Annotated in this window: 21 protein-coding genes; 13 read left to right on the top strand and 8 right to left on the bottom strand. The window is 67.2% G+C overall.

Annotation, left to right across the window (positions count from 1 at the left end; translation table 11 throughout):
• The first annotated feature begins 2 nt into the window (after window positions 1-2).
• From E3O25_RS08655 to E3O25_RS08635, 5 genes are all read left to right on the top strand, one after another.
• The gene (locus E3O25_RS08655; RefSeq protein ID WP_092111565.1) at window positions 3-1142 is read left to right on the top strand and encodes a bifunctional 2-methylcitrate synthase/citrate synthase; all 1140 of its coding nucleotides are present in this window, start codon (window positions 3-5) and stop codon (window positions 1140-1142) included.
• 85 nt (window positions 1143-1227) lie between these two features.
• Window positions 1228-1794, top strand: a complete 567-nt coding sequence (locus tag E3O25_RS08650) for a phosphoribosyltransferase (protein WP_092111563.1) — start codon at window positions 1228-1230, stop codon at window positions 1792-1794.
• Window positions 1791-2498: a Type 1 glutamine amidotransferase-like domain-containing protein gene (locus E3O25_RS08645; RefSeq protein ID WP_241984090.1), complete on the top strand. Its 708-nt coding sequence runs from the start codon at window positions 1791-1793 to the stop codon at window positions 2496-2498. Before E3O25_RS08650 ends, E3O25_RS08645 begins: the two co-directional genes overlap by 4 nt.
• A 21-nt stretch (window positions 2499-2519) precedes the next feature.
• On the top strand, window positions 2520-3299 hold the full coding sequence (locus E3O25_RS08640) for a uracil-DNA glycosylase (RefSeq protein WP_134360943.1): 780 nt from the start codon (window positions 2520-2522) through the stop codon (window positions 3297-3299).
• The gene (locus E3O25_RS08635) at window positions 3292-3870 is read left to right on the top strand and encodes a GNAT family N-acetyltransferase (RefSeq protein WP_174721726.1); all 579 of its coding nucleotides are present in this window, start codon (window positions 3292-3294) and stop codon (window positions 3868-3870) included. Before E3O25_RS08640 ends, E3O25_RS08635 begins: the two co-directional genes overlap by 8 nt.
• A 180-nt stretch (window positions 3871-4050) precedes the next feature.
• Here E3O25_RS08635 and E3O25_RS08630 read toward each other — a convergent pair whose 3' ends face one another.
• Window positions 4051-4866 (bottom strand): SDR family oxidoreductase, encoded by an 816-nt coding sequence (locus tag E3O25_RS08630; protein ID WP_134360942.1) that lies wholly within the window; start codon window positions 4864-4866, stop codon window positions 4051-4053.
• Window positions 4867-4943: 77 nt separating this feature from the next.
• Here E3O25_RS08630 and E3O25_RS08625 point away from each other — a divergent pair, with 77 nt between their 5' ends.
• Window positions 4944-6374, top strand: coding sequence for an amidase (locus E3O25_RS08625; protein ID WP_134360941.1), 1431 nt, complete (start codon window positions 4944-4946; stop codon window positions 6372-6374).
• Window positions 6375-6418: 44 nt separating this feature from the next.
• On the opposite strand, the gene E3O25_RS08620 is transcribed toward E3O25_RS08625, so the two are convergent.
• Window positions 6419-8476 (bottom strand): MMPL family transporter, encoded by a 2058-nt coding sequence (locus E3O25_RS08620; RefSeq protein WP_134360940.1) that lies wholly within the window; start codon window positions 8474-8476, stop codon window positions 6419-6421.
• A gap of 105 nt (window positions 8477-8581) precedes the next feature.
• Here E3O25_RS08620 and E3O25_RS08615 point away from each other — a divergent pair, with 105 nt between their 5' ends.
• Both E3O25_RS08615 and E3O25_RS08610 read left to right on the top strand, forming a co-directional pair.
• On the top strand, window positions 8582-9082 hold the full coding sequence (locus E3O25_RS08615; RefSeq protein ID WP_092111555.1) for a Fur family transcriptional regulator: 501 nt from the start codon (window positions 8582-8584) through the stop codon (window positions 9080-9082).
• A 45-nt stretch (window positions 9083-9127) separates the two neighbouring features.
• Window positions 9128-10618: a catalase gene (locus tag E3O25_RS08610; protein ID WP_092111553.1), complete on the top strand. Its 1491-nt coding sequence runs from the start codon at window positions 9128-9130 to the stop codon at window positions 10616-10618.
• A 166-nt stretch (window positions 10619-10784) separates the two neighbouring features.
• Here E3O25_RS08610 and E3O25_RS08605 read toward each other — a convergent pair whose 3' ends face one another.
• The 3 genes from E3O25_RS08605 to E3O25_RS08595 all read right to left on the bottom strand — a co-directional run bounded on the left by E3O25_RS08605 (window position 10785) and on the right by E3O25_RS08595 (window position 14508).
• Window positions 10785-11144, bottom strand: a complete 360-nt coding sequence (locus tag E3O25_RS08605; protein ID WP_134360939.1) for a Fe-S oxidoreductase — start codon at window positions 11142-11144, stop codon at window positions 10785-10787.
• A gap of 4 nt (window positions 11145-11148) precedes the next feature.
• On the bottom strand, window positions 11149-12630 hold the full coding sequence (locus E3O25_RS08600) for an NAD(P)/FAD-dependent oxidoreductase (RefSeq protein WP_134360938.1): 1482 nt from the start codon (window positions 12628-12630) through the stop codon (window positions 11149-11151).
• 279 nt (window positions 12631-12909) lie between these two features.
• Window positions 12910-14508 carry a transposase gene (locus tag E3O25_RS08595; RefSeq protein WP_166787808.1) on the bottom strand — a complete coding sequence of 533 codons (1599 nt, stop codon included), beginning with the start codon at window positions 14506-14508 and terminating at the stop codon, window positions 12910-12912.
• A gap of 307 nt (window positions 14509-14815) precedes the next feature.
• Between E3O25_RS08595 and E3O25_RS08590 the strand changes: the two genes are divergently transcribed.
• From E3O25_RS08590 to E3O25_RS08580, 3 genes are read left to right on the top strand one after another with little or no spacing between them, the layout of a single operon-like run.
• A complete protein-coding gene (locus tag E3O25_RS08590; protein WP_166806003.1) occupies window positions 14816-15808 on the top strand; it encodes a diacylglycerol kinase family protein in 993 nt (330 codons plus the stop codon).
• Window positions 15805-16572: an alpha/beta fold hydrolase gene (locus tag E3O25_RS08585; RefSeq protein ID WP_092110957.1), complete on the top strand. Its 768-nt coding sequence runs from the start codon at window positions 15805-15807 to the stop codon at window positions 16570-16572. The genes E3O25_RS08590 and E3O25_RS08585 overlap by 4 nt, the downstream gene beginning before the upstream one ends.
• Entirely contained in the window at window positions 16569-17291 is a 723-nt protein-coding gene (locus E3O25_RS08580) for a hypothetical protein (RefSeq protein ID WP_092110959.1), read from the top strand. The genes E3O25_RS08585 and E3O25_RS08580 overlap by 4 nt, the downstream gene beginning before the upstream one ends.
• Before the next feature lie 97 nt (window positions 17292-17388).
• On the opposite strand, the gene E3O25_RS08575 is transcribed toward E3O25_RS08580, so the two are convergent.
• The 3 genes from E3O25_RS08575 to E3O25_RS08565 form a co-directional block, all read right to left on the bottom strand.
• Entirely contained in the window at window positions 17389-18177 is a 789-nt protein-coding gene (locus E3O25_RS08575) for a crotonase/enoyl-CoA hydratase family protein (RefSeq protein WP_092111094.1), read from the bottom strand.
• 196 nt (window positions 18178-18373) lie between these two features.
• Window positions 18374-19207, bottom strand: coding sequence for an arginase family protein (locus E3O25_RS08570; RefSeq protein ID WP_134360936.1), 834 nt, complete (start codon window positions 19205-19207; stop codon window positions 18374-18376).
• 96 nt (window positions 19208-19303) lie between these two features.
• Window positions 19304-20068, bottom strand: a complete 765-nt coding sequence (locus E3O25_RS08565) for a PspA/IM30 family protein (RefSeq protein WP_134360935.1) — start codon at window positions 20066-20068, stop codon at window positions 19304-19306.
• A gap of 219 nt (window positions 20069-20287) precedes the next feature.
• Between E3O25_RS08565 and E3O25_RS08560 the strand changes: the two genes are divergently transcribed.
• On the top strand, window positions 20288-21055 hold the full coding sequence (locus E3O25_RS08560; RefSeq protein ID WP_134360934.1) for a gamma-glutamyl-gamma-aminobutyrate hydrolase family protein: 768 nt from the start codon (window positions 20288-20290) through the stop codon (window positions 21053-21055).
• Between the two features lie 652 nt (window positions 21056-21707).
• Window positions 21708-23096, top strand: coding sequence for a type III glutamate--ammonia ligase (glnT, locus tag E3O25_RS08555; protein WP_092110966.1), 1389 nt, complete (start codon window positions 21708-21710; stop codon window positions 23094-23096).
• Window positions 23097-23108 lie beyond the last annotated feature (12 nt).

Raw genomic sequence — 23108 nt, 5'->3', positions numbered from 1 at the left:
CCATGTCTGACACCCAAACGGTGGAACCGCACATCTATAAAGGATTGACCGGCGTCGTCGTCGACACGACCGCGGTCTCCAAGGTCAACCCGGAAACCAACTCGCTGCTTTATCGGGGCTACCCGGTGCAGGAACTCGCGGCCAAGAAGAGCTTCGAAGAGGTCGCCTACCTGCTCTGGCACGGCGAACTGCCCAACGACCAGGAGCTCGCCGACTTCGAAGCGCTCGAACGCTCGCTGCGTCACCTCAGCCCGATGATCAAGCGCATCATCGACGAGCTGCCGCTGACCGCCCACCCGATGGACGTCGTGCGCACCGCGGTGAGCGTCATCGGCGCGAGCGACCCCGACGCCGAGAACCCGTCCCCGCAATCCGACCTCGCGAAGTCGATTCGTCTGATGGCGCAGCTGCCCGCGATCGTCTGTTACGATCAGCGTCGCCGGCGCGGCCAGGACCTGGTCGAACCGCGCGATGACCTCGGCTATTCGGCGAACTTTCTGCACATGGCCTTCGGCGAGGTACCTGAGCTTGTCGTCGTCAACGCCTTCGACGTATCGATGATCCTTTACGCCGAGCATTCCTTCAACGCGTCGACCTTCACCGCACGCGTCATCACCTCCACGTTGTCTGACCTGTATTCGGCCGTGACCGGTGCGGTCGGGGCGCTCAAGGGCGCCCTGCACGGCGGAGCCAACGAGGCCGTCATGCACACCTTCACCGAGATCGGCCTCGAAGCCGGTTCGGCCGCACGGGCCGAGCCATGGCTCGAGCAGGCGCTCGCCGAGAAGCGCAAGATCATGGGCTTCGGGCACCGCGTCTACAAGAGCGGCGACTCGCGGGTGCCGACCATGCGGGCCTCGCTGGTCACCCTCGTCGACCACTACCAGAAGCCCGAACTGCTCGAACTCTACGAAGCCCTCGAGACGGCGATGACCACCCGCAAGGCGATCCTGCCGAACCTCGACTACCCGTCGGGCCCGGCCTACCACCTGATGGGGTTCGACACCCTCACCTTCACGCCCATCTTCGTCGCGGCGCGCATCACCGGGTGGACCGCGCACATCATGGAGCAGAAGAAGAGCAACGCGCTCATCCGACCGCTGTCCGCTTACAACGGCGTCGACCAGCGTCAGGTTCCGTAGCCGTTGTCTGCAAGCGGATGCCGCGCTGCCAGCTGGCAGCGCGGCATCCGTTTTGGATGGTGTGGATGGTCGCTAGCATTGACGGATGACCAATGATGCCGAGGCTGTGCCCACACCGTCCGTGATCGACCGCGAAATTCTGCAGTGGACCGACTTCGCAGCGGCGTCGCGTGAGCTGGCCGTGCGGGTGCGGGAGAGCGGTTTTCACCCGGATGTCGTGATCGCCATCGCCCGCGGCGGCCTGCTGCTGGCCGGAGCCGTGTCGTACGCGCTCGGCACCAAGAACTGCGGCAGCATCAACGTGGAGTTCTACACCGGCATCGACGAACGCCTGCCGGAGCCCGTGTTGTCGGCCCCGATGCTCGACGCTCCGGCCCTCGCCGGCAAGCGGGTGCTGCTGGTCGACGACGTCTCCGACTCCGGCCACACCCTCGCGCTCGTGATGCGCCTGCTCGGCGAGACCGCGATGGAGGTGCGCACCGCGACGCTCTATACCAAGCCGCGCACGGTGCACGTGCCCGACTTCACCTGGCGGGAGACCGACAAGTGGATCGTGTTCCCGTGGTCGGCGCTGCCGCCGGTACCGGGAGCCCCCGACAGCATCGCGCCGGAAGCGCTCGCCGACGTCACCGCTGCTGAGGTCACGGCGTGAGCGTGCACCTGGTCGGCGGCGGGGGAGACCCGGCGCACGATGCCGAGGTGTTCGGAATGTTCCGAGCCGAGGTTACGGCTCAGGCTTTCACAGCCGACCGCGACGAACCGATCGTGGCCGTCATCACCGTCGGGCCGGGCAGCGCGCACGCCGAGGAACTGGCCGCGTCGCTCGGGGCCACCGCGCAAACCCGCCGCACCATGCTCGCGCCCGGCGACACGGCCGACCTGACCGCTCTGGGCGCCGTTGACGGCATCATCATCGGCGGCGGTGTGACCCCCGATTATCTGGCCGCCCTGCTGCCGATCGCGGGCGAGATTCGCCGCCAAGTCTCGGCCGGCGTGCCGTACCTTGGTTTCTCGGCCGGCGCCATGATCGCCGCCGAACGCGCCCTGATCGGCGGCTGGCGCATCGGCGGCGTCGAAGTCGCGCCCGAAGACGTCGCCGAGGGCCTCGACGAGATCACCCTCGCCCAGGGCCTCGGCCTGCTCGACGTAACCGTCGACGTGCACGCTGCCCAGTCCGGCAGCCTGTCCCGCCTGATTGCGGCGACCGAGGCCGGCCTCGTCGACGGCGGCCTGGCCATCGACGAGAACACCGTGCTCGTCATCGGCGAGGGCGCACTCCGCGTGCTCGGCGCCGGCAGCGTCTGGAAGGTCAGCCAAGCCGACGGCGGCGTGCTCGTGAGCACCATCGGCGCCTGATCTGGTGATGCGAGCCGGTAAATGGATGCCGCCGCGCCCGGCGGCGGGCGCCAGCGGGCGCGGCAGGATGGTCACCGCGTGACCCTCGACGAGCTGGCCGCAAACGGGCAGATCGACCCGGGCTGGGCGCAGGCGCTCGCCCCCGTAGCCGACGACCTGGCCAGGGTCGGCGCGTTCCTGGCGACCGAACGCGCAGCCGGGCACGAGGTTCTGCCGGAGCCGGAGCACCTGCTTCGGGCCTTTCGCCAACCGTTCGCCGCGGTGCGGGTGCTCATCGTGGGGCAGGATCCCTACCCCACGCCGGGGCATCCGATCGGCCTGGCCTTCGCCGTCAACGCACACGTGCGGCCGCTGCCGCGCAGCCTCGGCAACATCTACACCGAACTCGCCGCCGACCTCACACTGCCGCGGCCCGAGCACGGCGACCTCTCGGTCTGGTCCGAGCAGGGGGTATTGCTGCTCAACCGGGTGCTCAGCGTGCGCGCCGGGGCGGCCGGATCGCATCGTCGGCACGGCTGGGAGGCGGTGACCGACCAGGCCATTCGTGCGCTGGTGGCGCGGCGGCATCCGCTCGTGGCGATTCTGTGGGGCAAAGACGCCGGCACCCTGAAGCCCCTGCTCGGCGACACGCCCGTGCTGGAGTCGGCGCACCCGAGCCCGTTGTCAGCCCGCCGCGGCTTTTTCGGCTCGGCGCCGTTCAGCGCGGCCAATCGCCTGCTCGCCCGGCAGGGGGCGGCGCCGGTCCGTTGGGAGCTTCCGGTAATCTGGAACCAACCAGAAAGGGGAGTGCCCGGTGCTTGAGGAAGAATACGCGCCTCGTCGTCGGCTGCCTCGCCATCTGCGTCCGGAGATTGCGGCCGAGGCGCCGTTCGAATACGAGATGCGTGAGGTTCGGGCGACCGACCTGCCGCACATTCGCGAGATCTACAACTATTACGTCGCCAACAGCACCGTCACCTTCGATGAAGATGCCATGACGCTCGCCGAGTGGCGCGATAAGTTCTACTACCTGAACAAGCAGGGGATGCCGTTCATCACCGCCGTCTCGCCGGCCGGACAGATTCTCGGGTATGCCCTGGTCAGCCCATGGAAGCAGAAACGGGCCTACCGGTTCACGGTGGAGAACTCGATCTACCTCGGCGCCGCGTCGACCGGTAAGGGACTCGGGCGTGAACTGCTCGGCGAGCTGATCCGACGGTGCAAAGCGGCCGGCCTGAAGGAGATCATCGCCGTCATCGCCGACCAGGGAGCGGATGCCTCGATCAAACTGCACCGCGATTTCGGTTTCGAGGAGATCGGCCGCATGGGCAAGGTCGGTTTCAAGTTCGAGCGCTGGCTCGGCACCATCCTGCTGCAGAAAAGCCTGAAGTAGGCTCGCGCCTCGGGCCGGCATCTCGGAGCGACCTACGGTGGCTAATTCAGGAAATCCAGGTCTCGGCGCTGATCGCCAGGCGCAAATCACGGGGCGGCGCATCCGCTGCGGAGCAGATTTCCTGAATTGGCCCCACAAACGCAAGCGGTTGCGGGGCCGGGCCGGGCTCCCGAGCGCGGGTCAGCGCGGCGTGTTCAGGCGACCGACCGCGTTGAGCACGGCCCGGCGGGGGTAGATGCTCGCGACCCGGGCGAGCAGCGCGTTGCGGGCGCCGACCAGCACCACGGATGGCGTCACCGACCGGTCGAGCGCAGCGAACGATGAGCGCATGACCTCCTCGACCGTGAGCGGCGTGCCCTTCTTGCCACCGCTGGTCTGGGCAACCTCGAAGAATTCGGTGTCGGCCGGGCCCGGGCAGATCGCCGTCACCTTGAGGCCGCTCGCCCGCGTTTCATAGCTGACCGCTTCGGTGTAGCTGAGCACGTAGGCCTTGGTCGCGCCGTAGACCGCCATGCGCGGCACCGGCTGGAACGCCGCAGTGCTGGCGAGGTTCATGAGCGCCGCGGTATGCGGGTACAGCGACGCGGTCTCGACCAGGTCGGGCAGAAAAGCGTGGGTCAGCGCGGTCAGCGCGTGCACGTTGACGGCTACCTGCTCGCGTTCCCGTTCCTCGTCGGAGTCGAGCACCGTGCCGAAGGTCGCGAAGCCGGCATTGTTCACGAGCGTGCCGATGGTAATCGCGCGCTCGCGCAGGTCGCTGACCAGCTCGGGCACGGCATCCGCTGTGCTGAGGTCGAGGGGGATGACCGTCGAGACGGTGCCGTATTTCTCGGCGAGGTCCACCGCGAGGGCTTCGAGGCGGGCCTGCCGGCGGGCGACGAGCACCAAATCTGCGCCGCGCTGGGCGAGCTCGTGGGCGTACCCGACGCCGAGTCCGCTCGACGCGCCGGTGATGAGCGCGGTGGTGCCGATGGGATTGTACAAAGCGCTGGCCATGGCTCGAGGCTAGCCGCCCCGGACGTGCATCACCAGAGGTGGCCGGTCGCCGCGCCGGGTCGAACTAGGCTCGGCACATGGCTGATCCACACGAACTGACCGCCCTGGAACAATGGCAGGCCCTGCAGAACCGCGAGATCAGTCCGAGCGAGCTCACGGAGCACTACCTTGCGCGCATCGAAAAGTTCAATCCGGCCCTCGGCGCGTTCGTCACCGTGACCACGCACGCCGCCCGCGCCCGCGCGCGCTACGTCGAAGAGCGGATGCCGCGTACCGCGCCGCTCTGGGGCCTCCCGTTCGCCGACAAAGACCTGTACCTGCGCGCCGGGGTGCCAGCCGGGTTCGGGTCGCGGCTGTTCGAGGGCTTCGTGCCCGACGAGTCGGACGACCTCGTGCAGGCGCTCGATGACGCCGGCGGGGTCAGCCTCGGCAAGACCAACACCCCAGAATTCGGGCTCGCTTCCTACACCGAAAGTCTCGCCGCCCCGCCGGCGCGCACCCCGTGGAACCTTGCGCTCGGGGCCGGCGGCTCGAGCGGCGGCGCTGCCGTCGCGGTCGCCGCACGCCTGCTGCCGTTCGCGCCGGGCTCCGACGGCGGCGGGTCGATTCGCATTCCCGCCGCCGCCTGCGGGCTGGTCGGGCTCAAGCCCGGCCGTGGGCGGGTGCCGTCCGCTTCCGGCATCGACAAGCTCGGCGGGCTGGCCGTCGGCGGTCCGCTCGCCCGCACGGTAGCGGATGCCGCGCTGCTGCTCGACGCCATGATCGCGCCGCGAGACGGTCACCCCGACCACCACTACGCCCTGCGCGCCCCCGGCGACGAGACGCCGCTGCTGGCGGCGGCAGTCCGCGGCGAGGGCCGTTTTCAGCTCGGCGTGATGACCACCTCGGCCTGGGACGACGCTTATGACATTACGATCGCCCCGGAAGCACAGGCCGCCCTCGACCTGGCCGTGGCCGGGTTTGCCGCGCTGCACCATGGGCTCGAGGAGACGGCCCTCAAGCCCGACCCGAGCTACGTGCCCGCGTTCCGGGCCCTCTGGCAGGCCGGGGCGGCGACCATCCCCGCCGACACCGACGCCCAGATCGCCCTGCTTGAACCGCTGACCCAGTGGCTGCTCGCCCGCGGTCGCGCCCTCAGCGCCCGGGACCTCGCCGAGGCGCTCGCCGCGCTGACGGCGTTCGAGCGCTCGTTCATTCGCCAACTGTCAAAATTCGATGCCGTGCTGACCCCGGCCATGGCGCTCACTCCGCGTCCGGTCGGCTGGTACGACGCCGACGACGCCGAGGCCAACTTCGCCCAGCAGGTGCAGTACACGCCGTTCACCTCGATGATCAACGTGAGCGGCCTGCCGGCCATCGTGCTCCCGGTGCACCAGACCGAGAACGGCCTGCCGATGGGCGTGCAGCTCATCGGCCGGCCGGGCGGCGAGGCCACCCTGCTCGCGCTCGGAGCGCAGCTGGAGCGGCGCATCCGCTGGCAGGACCGGGTGCCGCCCGAGCCTGCCTAGGTTGTGGCGGGTTGGCTTGTGGTGGGCCGGTTCTGGCGGGCCCGCTAGCCGCGCGTCGAAACCGGCCGGGACGGCCACCAGAATCGGTCGTCGATCAGAAAGACCAGGGCGGGCACAAGTACGGTGCGCACGACCAGGGTGTCGAGCAGCACGCCAATGCAGACGATCACCCCGATCTGGGTGAGCGCTACGACGGGCAGCACCCCGAGCACGGCGAACACGGCCGCGATCAGAATTCCGGCGCTCGTGATCACCGCGCCGGTCGACGACAGTGCCCGCACCATGCCCTCCCGGGTGCCGTAACGCCGGGCCTCTTCGCGGGCCCGGGTGGTCAGGAAAATGTTGTAATCCACGCCGAGCGCCACCAGGAACAGAAACGAGAACAACACGACGTTGGTGTCGAACGCCGCGAAGCCGAGCAGATTCTGAAAGATCAGGTTCGACGCGCCGAGGCTCGCGAAGAAGGTACCGAGCACGGTCGCTATGAGCAACACCGGCGCCACGAGCGAGCGCAGCAGCAGCGCAAGAATCAGAAAGACGATGCCCAGAATGAGCGGCAGGATCAGGGCCTGGTCGCGCTCGGCGCTCGTCTTCGTGTCGAGGGCCGTGGCATCGCTGCCGCCGACCAGCGACTGCGAAACCGCAGCCGGGGCATCCGCCAAGTCGGTGCGCAGCGCGGCGATCGTATCGAAGGTCTCGTCGCTGCCCGGTTCACTGTCGAGGGTGACGTCAATGCGGGTGAGCCCGCCGGCGTTCTCACCGGCGACCGCCGCGGTCACCCCGGGGGTCGCGAGGGCAACAGCTACGGCGTCAGCGGATGCCGCATCCGGAGCGAGCACGACCGTCTGGCTGGTCAGCCCCGCCGAAAACGACTCGTCCACAATTTTCTGCGCCACGACCGACTCCGGGTTGCCGAGCAACTGGTCTGCCTGCGACAATCCCACCGCGGCGCCGTTCAGCCCGAACGCGAGCGAACCGATCGCGAGCACCGACACGGTTGTGATGATCGCCGGGTGCCGGGCCACGCCCCGACCGAGCCTGGTCCAGAAGCCGGCGCGCGGGGCGGCGGCTTCGGCCTGCACGCGGGGAATGAACGGCCAGAACAGGCCACGCCCGCACACCACGAGGGCGGCCGGCAACACGAGCAGGGCGAAAAGAATGGCGATGATCACGCCGATCGCGCAGGCGATGCCGAGCGCGCGGTTGCCGGCGAGTTCGGCGAAGACCAGGGTGGCGAGGCTCAGCGCGACGGTGCCGCCGCTGGCCGCGATGGCCGGGCCGGCGCTCGTCACCGCGGTGCGCATCGCCACATTGCGGCTCTCGGTGTGTAGCAGTTCTTCGCGGTAGCGGGCCACCAGCAGCAGCGCATAGTTGGTGCCGGCACCGAACACCAGCACAGAGAGGATGCCGGAGATCGAGGCGTCGAGGGCGAAACCGAGTGGTTCGGCCAGCGCGCCGGCCACTTTGCCGGCGAGGCCGTCGGCGAGCCCGACCACGACGAGCGGCACGATCCAGAGCACGGGGCTGCGGTAGGTCACGATGAGCAGCACGGCGACCACGATGACGGTCACCAGCAGCAGGCGAAAGTCGGCTCCGGCGAAGGCATTGGTGATGTCGGCCTGAAACCCGACCGGCCCGGTGACGTAGGCGGTCAGCCCGTTCGGCAGCCCGCCCGATGCCGTCCGACGGATGTCGGTGGCCGTATTCTCGATGTCGGCGGTCGCCCCGAGCGCCTCCAGCGGCATCACGCTCAGCGCAGCCTCGCCGTCGTCGCTGAACTGCGGCGTCGCGGCGCGCGGCGCGATCGACGCGGCGCCGAGCTGTTCAGCCGCGGCGGTGATCGCGGTGCGATCGCCCGCGGTCAGTTCGGCGCCGTCCCGGCTCCAGACCACGATCGCGGCGGTCTGGTCGGCCGAGGGAAACTCGGCGAGCAGCTCGGTGACCTGGGCGGCCTGGCTGGTTTTCGGCAGACCGGCGGCGGGAAAATCCTCGGATTCGTTGGCCGGCAGCAGGGTGAACAGCAGCCCGACGGCAATGACGGTGCCGAGCAACACCGCCCACGCGGTGCGTTTGCCGGTGATGAAGCGGGTGATCGCGAGCACAATTCCTCCAGAACTTTGTGCTCGCTATCCTAGCTAGCTAAAGTCTCCCCAGCTCAGGCTGCGGAATTGTTTTGAATTAATCAAAACAACTGCTAGGATTGAAGCATGACAACGATTGATTCGAGCAGCGACCACGCAGGCCCTGGCCTGGCCGCGGCCGACTCCGAGTCGTTGGCCGGCATCATCCGATCGGCCGGTCTCAAGGTGACCGCGCCGCGTCTGGCCGTGCTGCGTGCCCTCACCGCCGCGCCGCACTCCAACGCCGACGCGCTGTTCGGCGTGGTGCACGCCGGCCTGCCCGGCACCTCGCTGCAGGCGGTCTATGGGGTGCTTGCCTCGTTCGGCAGCGCCGGGCTCGTGCGCAAGATTGAACCGGCCGGCTCGCCGGCGCTGTTCGAACGCCGGGTCGGTGACAATCACCACCACATCGTGTGCACTCGTTGCCACGCGGTACACGATGTGGACTGCGCGGTCGGCCACGCCCCCTGCCTCGAACCGGCGGATGCCCTCGGTTTCGACGTGCGCGCCGCTGAGGTCACCTACTGGGGCCTGTGCGTGCAGTGCCAGCTCGAGACCGCAAGCCAGCTGGAAACCTCCCACCCCTAAACTTCCTCCGTCAACCTCGCGTTGCTGTTCACAATAAGGAGCACCATGACTATCAAACCCACTACCGACCAGACGGGTACCCCCGTCGCCAGCGACGCACACTCCCTCACCGTCGGCGACAACGGCGTCACCGCGCTGCACGACCGTTACCTGGTCGAAAAGCTCGCCCAGTTCAACCGCGAGCGCATTCCGGAGCGCATCGTGCACGCCAAGGGCGGTGGAGCGCACGGCGAGTTCGTCGTCACCGGCGACGTCTCGAAATACACCCGCGCGGCCGTGTTCCAGCCGGGTACCGTCACCCCCACCCTGCAGCGCTTCTCCAGCGTCGCCGGCGAGCAGGGCAGCCCCGACACCTGGCGCGACGTGCGCGGCTTCTCGGTGAAGTTCTACACCAGCGAGGGCAACTACGACATCGTCGGCAACAACACCCCGGTGTTCTTCATCCGCGACGGCATCAAATTCCCCGACTTCATCCACTCGCAGAAGCGCCTGCCGGGCACGGGCCTGCGCGACGCGACCATGCAGTGGGACTTCTGGACCCTCTCCCCGGAGTCGGCCCACCAGGTCACCTACCTCATGGGCGACCGCGGCCTGCCGCGCTCCTGGCGTGAAATGCCCGGCTTCGGCTCGCACACCTACCAGTGGATCAACGCCGAAGGCTCGCGCTTCTGGGTGAAGTACCACTTCGAATCCAACCAGGGCAACGTCGAGATGGAGGGATCAGAAGCCGAGCTCATCGCCGGCGCGGATGCCGACTACTACCGTCGCGACCTGTCCGACGCGATCGCCGCCGGCAACTTCCCGTCCTGGAACGTCTCGGTGCAGGTCATGCCGTACGAGCAGGGCAACACCTACCGGTTCAACCCGTTCGACGTCACCAAGGTCTGGCCGCACGCCGACTTCCCGCTCATCCCGGTCGGCACCCACACGCTCAACCGCAACCCCGACAACTTCTTCGCCGAGATCGAGCAGTCGGCGTTCTCGCCCGCCAACTTCGTGCCCGGCATCGCGGCGAGCCCCGACAAGATGCTCATGGCGCGCATCTTCTCCTACCCCGACGCACAGCGCTATCGTGTGGGCACCAACTTCACCCAGCTGCCGGTCAACGCACCGATCAGCCCGCTGAACAACTACTCGCAGGACGGCGCGCAGCGTCACCACTACAACGCACCGAGCCAGCCGAACTACGCGCCGAACTCCCTCGGCGGCCCGGTCGCCGACCCCGCCGCCGCGGGCGAGGGCTCGTGGGAGAATGACGGTTCGCTGCTGCGTGCCGCCGCCACCCTGCGCAGTGAAGACGACGACTTCGGCCAGGCCGGAACGCTGTACCGCGAGGTCTACGACGACGCCCAGAAGGCGCGTTTTCTCGACACCATCACCGGTGCCATCAGCGGAGTGACCCGGCCCGAGGTCACCGAGCGAGCCATCGGCTACTGGACCAGCGTGGACGCCGACCTCGGCGCCAAGCTGCGCGCCAACCTCGCCGTCTTCGCCGCGGCTGCCGCGGTCGACGCCGAGTACATCGCCGCGCAGTAGTACTTACCGCCTAACCAGAACCGCCCGGCCTGTTCGCAGGCCGGGCGGTTGTGTGTCAGCTGCTTCCCTGGAGGGGTCGCAATTCGCTCGTTCCAGGGACGCTCTGGGACGATTTGCGACCCCTCGCCGGTGTCGGCGGTGCGATCTCGAACCACGCTGGCTTGAGCTAGCGGATGTACCCGCCCTTTTTCAGGCCCGCCTCGATTTCGAAGCGGTTGTTCAGGGGGCTGCGCCCGGCGAGCGCGTAGAGCAGCGGAAAGACCAGGCCGAACCGTTGCCACTGGCGTTTGTGCACGGCCTCGTGCTCGAGCACGGTGGCCGTGACGTTCTGGTTGGTGAGGTAGCAGCCGCCAACGCAGGAGCCGCCGCGCCCAAAGGTCCACGGTGGCATGCCGCGAAAGATGAACAGGCCGGCCCGTTTTTCGACGCGGCCGGTGCTCCAGATCGAGCCCCAGACCAGCCCGACCGCCGTCGCGTAGAGGTAGCCGGCCCGGCTCAGCGGCGAATCGAAGAGGATACGTCGCATCCGGTCAGCCTAATTCTTCGTCGGTGTCGGTGTCGTTATCGGTGAACCCGGGGCGACCGTACGCCTCGAGCAGGCGCAGCCATACCTCGGTGAGCGTCGGGTAGCTCGGCACCGCGTGCCAGAGCCGATTGATCGGCACCTCGCCGACGATGGCGACCGTGGCGGAGTGCAGCAGTTCGGCGACGTCCTGGCCCACGAAGGTGACGCCGAGCAGCACTTCCCGGTCGAGGTCGACGATCGCCCGGGCCTTGCCGACGTAGCCGACGGCGAGCACCGACGCGCCGCCCAGGTTGGCGAGATCGTAATCGAGAATACGGATGCGAAACCCTGCCTTCACCGCGGATGCGGCGGTGTGCCCCACCGAGGCGACTTGCGGGTCGGTGAAGGTCACCTGCGGAACGGCGGCGTGGTCGGCGGTCGCGACGTGGGCGCCCCACGGCGTATCGTCGACCGGTCGGCCGGCCGCCCGGGTGACGATCGCATCGCCGGCGGCCCGCGCCTGGTATTTGCCCTGGTGGGTAAGGAGGGCCCGGTGGTTGACGTCGCCGGTGGCGTAGAGCCAGTCGCCGGCGAGGTCGGGGGAGTCGCCCTGCACGAGCAGGGTATCGTCCACGTCGAGCCAGTCGCCGGCACCGAGTCCGACCGTGTCGAGGCCGAGATCGTCGGTGCGCGCTGTGCGACCGATGGCCACGAGCACCTGATCGGCCGTGACGGTGCTTGCGTCATCGAGAGTGAGGGTGACCGTGCCGTCGTGTTCGCGGTGCGCTGTGGTGGTAGAGCGGCCGATGAGCACGGTCACCCCGTTCTCCTCGAGCGCGGCGGTGACGAGTTCACCGGCGAAAGGTTCCTGCCCGCCGAGCAGGGGGCTGCGGGCGATGACGGTCACCGCCGAGCCGAGCGAGGCGTAGGCGGCGGCCATCTCGGCGGCGACGACGCCGCCGCCGATCACCGCGAGGCGCGGTGGAATCTGCTGGGCGCTCGTGGCCTCGCGGCTGGTCCACGGGTTGACCGCCCGGAGGCCGTCGATGTCGGGCAGCAGCGCCGCCGATCCGGTGCTGACGACGACGGCGTGGGTGGCCGTGAGAACGGTCACCGCGCCATCCGCTGCGGTCACGGTGACTTCTTTGACACCGGTGAGGCGGGCGTGGCCGCGCACGAGGGCGATGCCGGCCGAGTCGAGCCATTTCGCCTGGCCGTCGTCCTTCCAATGGCTGGCAATGGAGTCGCGCTGGCGGAGGGCGGCGCGGGCATCAACGGTTCCGCTGACAGCTTCGGCGGCGCCCGGCACCCGCCGGGCTGCGGCGAGGGCGGCGCCGCTGCGCAGCAGAGCCTTCGATGGCATGCAGGCCCAGTACGAACACTCACCGCCCACCAGGTCGCTTTCGACGACGACCGTGCTCAGGTCGCCCTGGCTGGTGCGGTCCGCGACGTTCTCCCCGACAGCGCCGCCGCCGATCACGATGACGTCGTAACTCTGACTCGACATTGAATCTCCTTCACTGCGGTGGGGGCGCGTTGGGAGCAGCCTAGCCGAGGTTCCGACGTTCGGAGTGTGCTGCCTGGGCGCCCCGGGACCACCTTCGGAAGCCGGGCCCATGATCTAGAGCCTGTTGATTTATGGCTGGAGGTTTTCGGCAGTCAGCAGTGAATTTCGAGGCGGATGCCCGTCGGGTGGTGGTTGAGCAGGCGCGGTGACCGCGTCGAAGGCCGTTTTCGGCGTTCGACGGGGGTGTTGGGGCAGCGTGCGGTGGTCCCGCGGGCCGTTCTAACTCGTGGCGGGAGCTGCGGTGAGGCCGGCGGTGAAGAGTTTCATCAGGTTGGTCGTTAGTGCGGCGAAGTGGACTTCGGCTTGGGCTGCAGCGTGGCCACGGCACGCGAATTGGCGGAGTCCGCGCCGGTCTTTGAGGAAAGCGTTGACCGGTTCGACGAGGACGCCGCGGCGATTGTAGATCTTCTGATTGCCGGGCAGGGCGAGCTTGGTGACCATGGTGTTCACGGCATGCGAGCGGGCTTCGCCCGACTTGGCGTTAATGGTCCCCGCCCAGGCGCCGTCCTTCATCTTTCCGCGGCCCGGAGCGAGGAGCCGGTCGAACCCGGGAGCGTCAACGTTCTCGTTGGAGAGATATCCGTTGTCGGCCACGACCAGTCCAACGTCCAGATCGGTGCGGGATGTTTCCTGCTGGCAGCGCCGCAGGTTGGTTTCCAGGTTGGCCATCATGGGGATGAGTTGGCCTTGATCGTTGGGGGCGGTGACGACGTCAACGGCGATGATGAGTTGGTCGTCGGCGGTGGCCAGTTGGGCGTTATAGCTTTGAACAAACCCGTCGCGGGCGTGCATCAGACGCGAGTCCGGGTCGGTGATATTGCGGCGCAGAAGATACCGTCCGGTGGATTCCGTCTCTCCCGAAAGTTGCCGATCCGCGCGCTCTCTGGCCCGGGCCAGGTTGGCTTCGGCGAACGCGACACCATGAACGGCTTTGTGCCATCGCCCGTTGTTCTCTCTCGGTGGGTAACCGTTGGGCTTGGCGGCGAACCGCGCCCGGGACGCAGCCTGCTTTGCTTCCAGATCGCTCAACCGCTCCTGCGCGCACAGAAGCCGGGTCTGAAGCGCCTCGATCAGAGGATCATTCTCGGCCTTGACCACGGCCTCCAGCTGCGCGATCCCGTCTTGGATGCGCTCGAGCCGGCTCCCACCCGGACCCGGCGGATCCTTCTGCTTCACCGCCGCATCCGTTGTGTCCTCGGTCGCGGAATCGGTTTCCGGCTCTGGCTCGATCGCTGCGCGGATGGTGTCGAGCTCTGCCCGGATTCGAGTGGCTCGATCCGGGCCGGGCTCGAACCCGTCGGGAAGGTCATCGTCGGCCGTCGGAGTGTTCGCGGCGTCTTCGGCCGCATCTGTCGCCGCCGCCTGATCCAGAATCGTCTTCGCCAGGTCGCGCAACTTCTTCAACGACCGGTTCTGGTCCTTCGACGCGTTGGCTTTGATCTTCGTGCCATCGATGGCGATGACCCCGAATTTGCCCAGCCCGCGGCTGACACACAACACGAGGACCTGCGCGAACAGACCCGCCATCGCGCCGCGGTTGCGTTGCCGAAACCGGGCCAAAACGGTGTGGTCAGGCACGTCCTGCCCGCACAACACCCGAAACGCGACGTCCTCGATGCAGGCCCGCTCAATCTGCCGCGACGACGAGATCCCGCGGGCCGACGCGTAAATCCACACCGCCAACAACAGGTCGGGGTTATACCCCCCACGGCCCGTGCCGCCGAGTTTGGTCTTGTCGTGCAAAGCGCTCGTGTCGAGCTGCTTCACGACATCGATCAGGAACCACGCGAGGTGATTCGTCGGCAACCAATCACGCATATCCGGCGGTATCAGAAACGATTGATCACGATCCACCGGACGATAATTCAGGGCCATAAACCATTTTCCCAGACCCCCAAACACACCCCGCAACGACACGCACCCGAGCAAAATTCAATTCAGGAGCGATCCCATTAAGCAACAGGCTCTCTATCGTGGTCCCGCTTTCCGGGCCCGGGCCCGGAAAGTAGAGAGCTCACGGCGGGAGCGGGGCATCCGCTCCCGCGTACTGAATCTGATTTAAATTCAGCTACTGTAGCTCATGCCCGCCCGGACGATAATGCCCGAACAATTACCGGAGGTCTCCATGAACGATGTGCTACCCACGTCTCAGCTCAGGCGCGCTGCCGTTATCTACAACCCCGTGAAGGTCGATATCGACGCGCTTCGGGAAGCCGTGAACACGGAAGCGGCGGCCGCCGGCTGGGCGGAGAGTATCTGGTTTGAGACGTCCGTCGACGACATCGGCCAGGGAGTGACCGCTGAAGCCCTGGCGCGCGGTGTTGACCTGGTGATTGTCGCTGGTGGTGACGGTACGGTGCGAGCGGTCGTCGAGGCCGTCCGTGGGCGAGATGTTCCCGTCGGCCTCTTGCCATCGGGCACGGGCAATCTTCTCGCCCGCAACTTGAAAATGACCCTCAACGACATGCCCGACAGTGTGCGCACCGCCTTTGCGGGCGAGGATCGTGCCATCGATCTGGGCATGATCCGGGTTGAGCGAGCGGACGGCACCCGCGATGAGCACGCATTCGTGGTGATGGCCGGCCTCGGCCTTGACGCGAAGATGATCACCAATACCGACGAGGACCTCAAGAAGAAGGCCGGATGGGTCGCGTACGTGAAAGCACTCGTCGCGTCCTTGCGGGACCCGGAGGAACTCCACCTGCGATTCCGGCTCGATGATCAACCGGTCAAGCGGGCTACGGTGCATACCCTCATCCTCGGCAACTGCGGGTCACTGCCCGCGAACATTCTGCTGATGCCGGAAGCGGTCCTCGACGACGGCCTGTTCGACGTGATGATGACCCGGCCGGGCGGTGCCATGGGCTGGATCCGGGTTTGGGTGAAGATTGCCTGGACCAACGGCATCGTGCGACGGACCAAAGCTGGCCGGGCCATCGCCGGGGAACACAAGAACGACAAGGATCTGCGCTACGAAACCGGTTCGGTGCTGACCGCACGCTTCTCCCGGCCGGAACAGATCGAACTCGATGGTGACGAATTCGGCCACGCCCTCGCCTTCAAAGCCTGGATCGAGCCCGGCCGTCTGCGGGTACGAGTTCCCATCGTGCCCTCATGAACCGTCCGGATCGGGTCAGAATCGACGGGCATGAATTCGGTGTGCAGCATTTTCCGGCGTCGTCGGGAGCGGTCACCACGCCCGTGTTCGTGATCGTGCACGGAATTGGAACCTCGCACCGGTACTCCGTTCCGCTGCAGCGCGCTCTCGCAGCCGGGCACCCCACCTACTTGGTCGACCTGCCGGGCTTTGGGGGCACCAGCACACCGCGACACCGATTGTGGGTTGAGGACTACGCGAACCTGCTCGGCGCTCTTCTGGACACCCTTGGCGTGACGAACAGCGTCGCCATCGGCCACTCGATGGGCGCTCAATTCGTCACCGAACTCGCCGTGCAGCGGCCCGAGCTGGTCTCCCACGTCGTGTTGATCGGACCGGTTACCGACGCGCATCGTCGAACGGCCGTGGCTCAGGCTGTCGACCTCTACCGCGACACGCTCAAAGAACCGGTGCGGGCGAACGCAATGGTTTTCGGCGACTACGCGCGCTGCGGCCCGTGGTGGTACACCAAAACGCTCAGCGCCATGCTCGCTTACGCGACCGACGAGCGCATCGTGCGCTTGGCCGCGCCCGTGCTCGTCGTGCGGGGCAGCGACGACCCGATCGCCCGACAGGGGTGGTGCCGCCACCTGGTTCGCTCTGCACCCCACGGGCGCCTCGTGGAAATTCCGGGACACCGTCACCTCGTGCATTACAGTGCTGCCGATCGTGTTGCGGAGCGAATCGTGGAGTTTGCGGGTGTCGAGCGCGGACTCGTGACGTGACCGCCGGCATCCTCGATTTGGTGTCGTGGGCGCAGGACTATGCCTACGCCGCCGAGAGGCAGCTCCGGGCGTTCACGTCACGCCCGAGCCCTCGTGGCTTTCAGACCGGCACGGCGTGTCCGGTGGTGATCATCCCCGGCGTGTACGAAACCTGGAAATTTCTCCAGCCGCTGATCACGCGGGTGCACGACGCCGGCCACCCCGTGTACGTCGTCGACCGGCTGTCCTGGAATCTCGCATCCGTCCCCGACGCCGCCCGGCACGTGGCGGATCTCATCGCTGCGGAGCGCCTGGAAGACGTCGTTGTGCTCGCGCACAGCAAGGGCGGACTCATCGGAAAATATGTCATGGTCGGGCTCGACGCCGACTCGCGCATCGCGGGCATGATCGCGGTGGCTGCCCCTTTTTCGGGCTCTGCCTACGCTCGGTATATGCTTTCGCCCAGCCTGCGTGCGTTCGCTGCGGGCAACGAACACATCACCGGCCTCAACACGAACACCGAAACGAACCGCCGGATCACCTCAATTTTTGCCCGGTTCGACCCGCACATTCCGGAGGGAAGCGCACTGGCTGGGGCGACCAACATCGAGATTGACACCGGCGGGCACTTTCGTCTTCTCGCCGACGCGCGCGTTGCCGATGCTGTTTTGTCGGCGTTGGCCGGTTTCGGTTGGTCCCGCGACGGCACGAACCCCTCGGTGTCGCCGGGTTCACCTTAGAAAATCGCCGGGCCCATCCTCGGAAAACGGGACCATGATCTATCGTGGTCCCGCTTTCCGGGCCCGGTCCCGGAAAGAGATGGAAGGCTGGACCGGGTCAGCGGCCCAGGAACTCGGCGGGGGTTCGTGTGAGGAAGGACTGCATGCCGATGCGGGAGTCCTCGGTCGCCGCCAGGCGGGCCAGCGCGGGCTGCAGCGCTGCTTCAGCGGATGCCGCCCCCTCCCGCTCGGCCAGCCGCGCGTTGGCGAGGGTGGCCTGCACGGCGAGCGGAGCCTGGGCCGCGATTCTCTCGGCCAGTTCCAGCGCCCGATCGAACTGGGCGCCGTCGGGCACGACCTCCTGCACCAGGCCGAGGCGGTGCGCCTCGGCGGCATCGAACAGGTCGCCGGTGAGCAGCCAGCGCATGGCGTTGCCCCAACCGGCCGCGCGCGGAAACCGAATCGTGGCGCCGCCAAAGGGCAGAATACCGCGGGCCACCTCGATCTGCCCGAACCGGGCCGATTCGGCGGCGACGACGATATCGCTCGCGAGCATCAGCTCGATGCCGAGAGTGAGGCAGGTGCCCTGAACGGCTATGACGACCGGTTTGGTCAGTGCAACGCCATCCACCTGCCACGGATTGATGCCGCCCGCCGGCACCATCTCGAGCCCGTTCGGGCCGAGCCGGGGGCCGATGTCGGCGAGGTCGAGCCCTGCGGTGAAGTGCTCCCCGACCGCGTAGACCAGGCCCACGCGCAGGGCCGGGTCCCGGTCGAGCTCACCGTAGGCGAGGGCCAGCTGCTGAAGCAGCGAGAAATCGGCGGCATTGCGCTTGTCGGGCCGGTTGAGCCCGATGAGCAGAATGTGGCCGCGACGCTCGGTGAGGATGCGGGGCTGGTCGGTCATGGGGCCTCCATTGATCGGTGTGAATTCGTACATTTTTCGGCCGCTCTCGCCCCGCGCGCGTGCATAACTCCTGCAATTCGTTCGGGAGTGCCTCAGAGTTGCCCGGAAAGACGCGGATGTCTTCCCGGCCGGCCAGAAATTGCAAGAGTTATGCGTCATGTCCGGCGTTCCGACTGGCTTGTGCGGGGTGGCCTGACTAGCGGGTGAGCGCTCCGATGATGCGCAGAATGCTCGGCAGATCGTCGGTCGCCGCCTCGGGTGACGCCGGTGCGAACCCGGTGATGGTCGCGCCGGCCACAGTGAACTCGGCGCGCAGCGCGGTGATCGCGCCCCCGAGATCGGCCACGCTCAACCCGAACGGAATCAGGTCGCTCAGGCCCTCGAGCGCCGAGGGGTCGAGCACGTCCAGGTCGATATGCACGAAGACATGCTTCGCGCCCGTCGCCGCGACCGCCGCGACGAGGGCGGCCGGGTCGGCCAGCTCTGAACACGACACGCTCACCAGGCCACGGTCGTGCAGCAGCACGTCTTCGGCGTCGTCGACGTCGCGAATCCCGGCCAGTACGACGTTCTCCAGCGGCACCGTGCTCGCGGCTTTCAGCTCGAGTTCGGCCGGTCCCTCACCGCTGATCGCGCGCAACACCATGCCGCAGAATCCGCCCGATGGCGAGGATTCGGGGGTGTGCAGGTCGGGATGGGCGTCGAACCAGACGACGGCCAGGTCGCCCGGATGCGTGCGCGCCGCCTGTTCAACGGCGGCCAGGGCGATGCCGCAGTCGCCGCCGATGGAGAGTGCCCAGTCGGCGGTGTCCCTGAGAACCTTGGTGTGGCGCTCGCGCACCACTTGGATCGCCGAGAACCGGTGCACCCCGGTATCGAGCGCATCACCGGCCTCGACGGGCACGTCGACCAGGCGGGTGGCAGAGAAGGGCAGGTCGCCCTGAATGGCCGCCGCCCCGTCGACCAGGCGCATCGCGCGCGGAGAAATCGAACCCTGCCATTGCGGCACTACAACGAAGGTGGGAGCCATACCTCAGTATGGCGCAGCGACCGGGCGGGTCAGCATCCGCTTCGCCAGCAGCGAATTTTCTGCGAAGCGGATGCCCGAACCTGTCGGACTCGCCGACTAGCTCTCGATGGCTGCGGTGTTGCCGGCCTTGAGGGCGGCGAGGCGGGCATCCACTTCGGTGAGCTCGCCGAGGTCGTCGAGGCTTTCGAACTGGGCGTCGAGGCTCGACGCGGCCAGTTCCTGGGCGCCGCGTACGCGCGCTTCTTCCCGACGGATCTTGTCTTCGAACCGGTTGACCTCGCTCGTCGGGTCCATCATGTCGATGCTTTTGACGGCGTCCATCACCTGCGCCTGCGCCTGGGCGGTCTTGGAACGCGCGATCAGTTCGGCGCGCTTGTTGGTGAGCTGCACCAGCTTCTCTTTCATGGCGTTCAGGCCGGTCTTGAGCTGGTTGACCACCGCGGTCTGCGCCTGAATCTGCGGTTCGGCGGTCTTCGCTTCCTTCTCCGAGGTGAGCTGNGCGGTCTTCGCTTCCTTCTCCGAGGTGAGCTGGCGACCGAGCGCGACCTTGGCGAGGTTGTCGAACTTGTCGGCGTCGGCGGCATTGCCCGTCAGGCGCAGCTGGTCGGCCTTGCGGCTGGCGGCGAGGGCTTTATCGCCCCACTCCACGGCGGCTTCCTGGTCTTCGCGATGGTCGTCTTCGAGCAGGCGCAGGTTGCCGATGGTCTCGGAGATGGCGCTCTCGGCGTCTGAGATGCTGCTCGAGAAGTCGCGCACCATCTGGTCGAGCATTTTCGCCGGGTCTTCCGCCGAGTCGAGGATGGCGTTGATGTTCGCCTTCGCGAGCTGGGAAATACGGCCGAAGATGGACTGCTTGGTCATTCGGAGGTCCCTTCCATAGGAGTGGTCCTGGCCCAAAAATTTCGCCAGGAAAGTGCGGGTATGTCCAAAGTTTAGGGTCACCGACCGACGCGAGTCTGGGAACCCGAAGAAATACCGCTGAGCAGCATGTTGCCCAGTGTTACAGGGCCACTCGCGTGCTCCCGCCGCGCCGCGCACAATTGATCAGGAACAGCAATTCGATACCGACGGGAGCCGCGCATGAACGAAGAATTCACGAACCGGATGCTCGTCGTCGTCGAGGTCACCACGGCGCGTCCCGATCGCCCCGCCTATCACGCCAAGGTGCAGGTGCTCAACTCTCGAGTGGTCGCCGACGCCGAAACCGCCGGCTGGGCCGTCATCCGCATTGCCGCCGCCGACGTCACCCCCGCCGAACTGCTGCGCCGCACAGCGGATGCCGACGCCCTCGTCATCGTCGGCGGCGAAGACATCACGCCCCGCTTCTACGGCGGCAGCGCCGGCTACGAGGGCGAGACGGCGCACTTCGCCACGGCCGACGAGGGCCAGATTGCTCTCGTGCAGCGCGCCCTCGCCCTCGGCACCCCGCTGCTGGGCATCTGCCGTGGCCTGCAGATCATCAACGTCGCCCTCGGCGGCACCCTCGTTCAGCACATCGACGACGGCATCCACAAGAACATCGACGTGCCGATCGACCAGATCCTCGTCGCTCACGGAGTCTCGCTCGCGGCCGACAGCACGCTCGCGTCAAGTCTGGGTCGGGTCGACATCTCGGTACAAAGCGCCCACCACCAGATCGTTGACCGTCTCGGTGCCAATCTCGTTGCCGCCGCCCACGCCCCCGACGGTCTGATCGAAGCCCTCGAACACGAGAGCGCGCCGATCACCGGAGTGCAGTGGCACCCCGAAGCACCCGATTCCCCCGCCGACCAGCTCGGGCTGCTCCTGGCCGGCCTGACCGCCCAGCACGCCGCCCGCGCCCTGGCCGGGTCCCTCGCTGCCGCCTGACCGGCTGTACGGTACCGCGTCGGAGCGGGTCGCGCCGAAACAGGGATATCCGCTCCTCGCTCAAACATCGCGGGTGCGCAGGAAGACTCCGAGAAAAACGCTCGGAGCCTTCCTGCTTACCCACGAAACTCGCAACCCCGCGGACACCCCTGCCCCGTCGCTCGGATTCCAAGAGTCAAGTGGCGGTGCGGGTTATTCGCGGAGTTGCGAGTTTTGAGGTACTTCGGGGCGTTGCGCATGCTTTTCGCGCAATGCTCCGGAATGCCTATCCCCAGCCGGCCGGCGGGCCATCGATACACGCCCGGGACCGAAAAAGCCCCGACACTTCTCGCCTGGGGGGAGGTGAGAAATATGCCGGGGCCAATCGTTGGAGTGGGGGAACTCCGTGTCCAACCGTACGGGGCACGGCCTGAGAAGAGGCTGACAAATGGTGATCATGGAGTCTACCCCCGGTGTTGGGCACCGCTCTCCCGGCCGGTCGGTTCGTTATGCATCCGTTGTATCCGCGCGTCCGACCGGTTTCCCCGTTCGGGGCGCACCGATCGGCCGCTGTTTTACCTGTTCGTAACATCCCGGTCACGCCCCGACCAATTCAGTTGATTACTCTGAAGCAACAAGATTCACTGACAGTGAACATTAGGAGAGGTCGGGCATGACAAATATTGCAGAGCTGGGGGAGGCGCGACGGGCCCAGGCCCTCGCAGCACCCGAATCGGCCACACTGAGCCCACCGACCCTGCGCGAACTCGCCGAAGCCGACGGCGTGCGCTTCATTCTCGCCGTCTTCGTTGACCTGAACGGCAAGCCGTGCGCCAAGCTCGTACCGACCGCGGCGGCCGACCAGCTCGAAGCCGGCGCCCTCGGCTTCGCCGGCTTCGCGGCCGGCCTGATCGGACAGCAACCGCAGGATCCCGACCTCATCGCCATCCCCGACCTGACCTCGTATGTGCCCATCCCCTTCGTCAAGGAGGGCCTCGGTATCGTGCACTGTGACCCGCACGTGAACGGCGAACCGTGGCCGTACGCCCCGCGGGTCATTCTCAAAAACGCGATCAGTGACCTGGCCCGTCGCAACTTGCAGGCCAAGGTCGGCGCCGAGGTCGAATACTTTCTCGTGCACCGGGACGACGCCGGCGCCATCAGCACCGCCGACCGCCGCGACGACGGTGCGCGCACCTGCTACGACGCCCGCGGCGTGACGCGCATGTACGACCACCTCACCGCGGTGAGCGACGCCATGAACAGCCTCGGCTGGGGCAACTACGCCAACGACCACGAGGATGCCGCCGGCCAGTTCGAGCAGAACTTCGCCTACGACGACGCCCTCATCACCGCCGACCGGGTGGTCACCCTGCGCTACCTGATCAGCGTGCTCGCCGAACAGCGCGGCATGACCGCGACCTTCATGCCCAAACCCTTCGCCAATCGCGCCGGCAGCGGCCTGCACTTTCACCTTTCACTCTGGGCCGACGACGCCCCGGTATTTCCCGACGATCGCGACCGAAGGGGCCTTGGCCTGTCACCGACCGCCTACGCCTTCATCGGCGGCATCCTGGCCCACGCCTCCGGGCTGCAGGCGTTCCTGGCGCCGTCGGTCAACTCCTACAAGCGCCGCGGCGCTTCCACGAGCGCTTCGGGGGCGACCTGGTCGCCGAAAAAGGCCACCTACGGCGGAAACGATCGCACCCACTTCATTCGGGTGCCCGACGAGAAGCGCATCGAGTTGCGCGCCGGCGACGGCTCGGCCAACCCGTACCTCGCGATCGCCGCCACGATCTCGGCCGGCCTGGACGGGCTCGACCAGGCGATCGACCCGGGCGACCCGTGCGGTCCGGGCGAGTCGCGCGCGACCTCCGCCGTGCTGCCCCAGACCCTGCTGCACGCCGTCGAAGCGCTGCGTCGTGACCGGGTGCTGCTCGACTCGTTCGGCATCGAGCATCCGGTCGGGGAGTATTTCGCTCAGGCGAAGGAAGACGAATTTTTGACCTGGCACAACACGGTCACCGATTGGGAGATCAACTCCTACCTCACCGCTTACTAACAGACAGGATTC

It is taken from the genome of Cryobacterium sp. TMT1-3, from assembly GCF_004402315.1.
Classification (GTDB): domain Bacteria; phylum Actinomycetota; class Actinomycetes; order Actinomycetales; family Microbacteriaceae; genus Cryobacterium; species Cryobacterium luteum.
Note: the sequence above shows the minus strand (reverse complement) of the source record. Positions and strands in the feature narration are given on the sequence as shown.